Origin of the sequence: Bacteroides sp. An269 (assembly GCF_002159755.1) — a bacterium.
GTDB classification, from domain to species: Bacteria; Bacteroidota; Bacteroidia; order Bacteroidales; family Bacteroidaceae; genus Phocaeicola; species Phocaeicola intestinalis.
Genome location: NZ_NFJG01000213.1, coordinates 1 through 2,254, shown reverse-complemented (window position 1 = coordinate 2,254; position 2,254 = coordinate 1). Strand labels below are relative to the sequence as shown.

2 protein-coding genes are annotated in these 2,254 nt (G+C 37.4%); both read right to left on the bottom strand.

Features of this window, described 5'->3' with window-relative positions; genetic code table 11:
* Window positions 1-270 precede the first annotated feature (270 nt).
* A complete protein-coding gene (locus B5F71_RS19270; RefSeq protein WP_087213569.1) occupies window positions 271-1,551 on the bottom strand; it encodes a PcfJ domain-containing protein in 1,281 nt (426 codons plus the stop codon).
* A 1-nt stretch (window position 1,552) separates the two neighbouring features.
* Window positions 1,553-1,966, bottom strand: a complete 414-nt coding sequence (locus tag B5F71_RS19265) for a PcfK-like family protein (RefSeq protein ID WP_087213565.1) — start codon at window positions 1,964-1,966, stop codon at window positions 1,553-1,555.
* Between the last annotated feature and the right edge of the window lie 288 nt (window positions 1,967-2,254).

Sequence of the window (2,254 nt, the reverse complement as noted above, 5' to 3'; positions counted from 1 at the left end):
CGGATGATCCTGAGCCACCGGGAAGGTTCATACGGTGTGAGGTGCTGAATTTGCAAGCCGGATGTTTTATTCCTCCGGACTATACATAGTTTGGCCAAAGGAAGGAAACGTACGGTTTACAGTCTATTCCTTAGATAGGGTGGGAAGGAAAGAACTCACGTTCATTTACAAGCTATTATGACTTTCAGTTATGTAATTACGTAAGAAAGTAATTACGTTACAATGTAACATAATTACTTTTCATATCATATATAGACATCAGTCCGCCACTTATCCGCACATACGTTTTGCAATAAGAGGAATATTCTTGTTCATCACCTTCAGAATTTCATCATGAAACTCAGAGTTCTTATTATACCGTCCTCTGCATTGAACCACTTTCATTGTCTCCAAAGAGACCTCTATTGTTTCCGTTTTCACTCCGTCCACCATAGCTGAAAAGATAAGTGAATTGTCATCATTGAAATATTCATTTGAAAAGACGCAATGATGCAAGACTTCTCCTTCCTCTACAAATTCTTGAACACTTTCAAGAACACGTATCCGAATATCACCTTCATCGAAAACAAGACCGAAGAATTTTGCTTTTGCTTCCTGATAATGTTTTTCTTGCAGAAAAGCTTTCCGTTTCTTTTCCCTTAGCTGTTCTTTTTCATACTCCTCTTGTTTCTTCCGGCTCAATCTGTCATGTTCCCTGTTCAGATTGGAAGGACAAACATAATGAGGGTTTGAAATATCCTTATTGAAGTGTTGCAACAATCTGATATAGTCCAGCCATAAACCAATATCGGAAAAGTTATACTTATGCCGGATGCCGGTCTTAATGGCTTTCCAAATATCATCCGATATATTATTCTTATGAGCAAAGTATTTGAAAAGAGAAATCTGTCCACATTTCAGAAGAGTTTCTTTTCTGTTGTCTGAGAGTATAGCCTTGAATACAGTGTAATGAGACAAATCGAAGGTATCTCCACAATAGCCGTTTCTTATTATCGTGTCGGATAATTGGATTTTAGGATAGATATACATCGCATCTATATCATAATAGAAACTTTCAGCACAACTTCTCAATTCAAGTTCACTATTAAAGTTCCAACTATCATAGTAATAGTTGCTCATACTTCTTTTCAGGGCAATAGTATGGGTAACACCTTTTGGGGTTAGCCATCGCTGAACAACTTCTTTAATTGAATATTGAGCAGCCTTACCTACTCTGAAATCTGCGAAAACTATGAAGTGGCGTAATATCTGATATTCCTTTATTGAAATGATGATAGTAAAATACACCTTAAAAGAATAGGTTCTCTTTCTGTCAGTACTTACCTTAAGTTTTCTTCCGCAATGAGGGCATGTTACATAAACCGGAATAGTGGAATGTGTGTCTTTCCATGTATGCGCACAATCGCAACAGGTATAGATACCTTTCGCCGTTCTCTTGGCGAAAGGTTCGATACAATGTCTGTAAGCATACTGCATCTGTCTGTTTGTGATAGGTTTCAATTTCCTTGAAAGTGAAACTATCTCTTTTTGGATTTTATTGGTAGGTTTCATATCAGAAATCGAATAATGTAGGTGCGACAATAGTTTGAGTTTGAGCTGGTTTAGCTTTTTTCCGGTTCTTTATCTTCTGAATTTCTTCATCCTGATACTGACGGATAGCGTTCTGCCTGGCTTCTGCCTTTTCTTCTTCAGTCAATTCTATGTGATGATTAACCACAACCTTGCATTGTATCTCCTTGCCTATGTCGATGTTGTCTTCATCAAAATAGTGAATACACTGACCATAAATCTCATCATCTGAAAAGCCGGAGCAACCTGTACTTTGCACCCAATTAAGTACATAAGTCACGCAATCATCGATATTTTTGTGAGGCTTGTGATAGCTTTGTGCAAAGAGTTCGTCACTCGCTGCCTTATTATCCAAAAAAGCCTTGATAGTCTGTTTGAAGTGTTCTGTACCTTTCATAATTATTCGGATTTAAGTTCTTTGTAACTGATTTTTACCAATAAAAATGCACCATAACAGATGATGAAAAGAAGTGCCGATACCACCATACTGGGATTAGCATGTATAAAAACTGCACTTAGGAACATAGCCACTGCACAAATAGCCATGATGACTGAAAGGATAAACTGAACTGCTGCCATATCGCTCTGAATTAGTTGGTTAAACATCGAATTATTCTTCAGCGAGCTTTAGACCTTTTTTTGAAAGATTTCCTTTCCTGTGTCTTTCGCATCCGCTGACTTTTTT